The sequence below is a fragment of the Mesorhizobium sp. M0244 genome (assembly GCF_040321795.1).
Classification (GTDB): domain Bacteria; phylum Pseudomonadota; class Alphaproteobacteria; order Rhizobiales; family Rhizobiaceae; genus Mesorhizobium.
Genome location: NZ_JAMYSE010000217.1, coordinates 1 through 1,344, shown reverse-complemented (window position 1 = coordinate 1,344; position 1,344 = coordinate 1). Strand labels below are relative to the sequence as shown.

General features: G+C 61.1%; 1 protein-coding gene. It reads right to left on the bottom strand.

The window, feature by feature from the left end; all coding sequences use genetic code 11:
* Window positions 1-292: 292 nt before the first annotated feature.
* On the bottom strand, window positions 293-1,330 hold the full coding sequence (locus tag NKJ08_RS38710) for an IS110 family RNA-guided transposase (RefSeq protein WP_352786399.1): 1,038 nt from the start codon (window positions 1,328-1,330) through the stop codon (window positions 293-295).
* Window positions 1,331-1,344: the final 14 nt, after the last annotated feature.

The following is a 1,344-nucleotide window of genomic DNA, read 5'->3' as shown; positions in this document are numbered from 1 at the left end:
TCTGTGGATGGCTCCCGCGATGCAAGAGGTAATTCGACATTATGGCGCGTTGGTCGGGTGCAGTCTTCTGTCCGGCCTGTTGATGCAGCCATTCGAGACTGCTGGCCCTGATGGGGTCGGCGAACTGGGTCCCAATCTGCTTTGCAGGCTATGATGCCTCCGACATCGCATGGGTTGTCCCTGTTCCCGGCCTGACCGTCTCGCCATCACATCGCGTCGCTCTCACAACCTCATGGAGCCGATCGATCGGCTCGATCTGATTTCTGCTTCAGTGTCTCGTCTTCTGCGCAACTTACGCTGCAAGGTTCGGAGCATGACGCGCCTGATAGGTTTCGCCGCGCGCCATGATAGCCCACACCACGCGGGCCATCTTGTTTGCCATCGCTACGCTCGCCACGCGCGCTGGCTTCCTGGCGAGCAACGCGAGGAGGCGCGGATCCGCAGCCTCGGGCTTATGCCTTGCCCGTCGGATCAGGGAGGTTGCGCCGATCACAAGGAGCTTTCTCAGGTACCGGTCGCCCATCTTGGTGATGTGCCCGAGACGGTCCTTTCCGCCGCTCGAGTTTTGCGAAGGTGTCAGCCCGAGCCAGGCGGCAAACTCTCGACCCGAGCGGAACTGACCCGGATCAGCAACCGAGGCCGCCAACGCTGTGGCACCGATCGGGCCAATGCCAGGTATGGTCGATAGACGCCGTGCCACTTCATTCGTTCTTTGTTGGGCAAGGATCGACCGGTCAATGGTCTGGAGCCGGGCATGGGTGTTGAGCACCTGCTCGCACAGGATACACAGAATCTGCAGTGCCATTGCCGGTACGTCCAATGTGGATTTCTTCGCGGCTATCTGGCGCGCCAGCTTAAGCGCCCGCTCCAAACCTTGGGGAATGTCGATGCCGAACTCAGCCAACAGGCCGCGGATCATGTTCACGAGTTGCGTGCGCTGCTTGACCAGAAGATTGCGTGTGCGGTGAAGCGACAGGGCCGCCTGTTGCTCGGCCGACTTCATCGCCACGAAGCGCATGGTCGGGCGTGTTACCGCTTCGCAAATCGCTTCCGCGTCCACCGCATCATTCTTGCCGCGCTTCACATAGGGCTTCACGTAGGACGGTGGCATCAGGCGGACTTCATGGCCGAGCTCCGTCAGTTCTCGAGCCCAGTGATGTGCCGTCCCGCAGGCCTCCATGCCGATCAGGCAGGGTGGCAACTTGGTGAAGAACGGCAGAACTTGCGATCGGCGCAGGGCCTTGCGCACGACAACGCCCCCAGACGCGTCGACGGCATGAACCTGAAAAATGCGCTTGGCCAGATCAAGGCCCACGGTGGTAATCTGCATGGCGGATGGCTCCT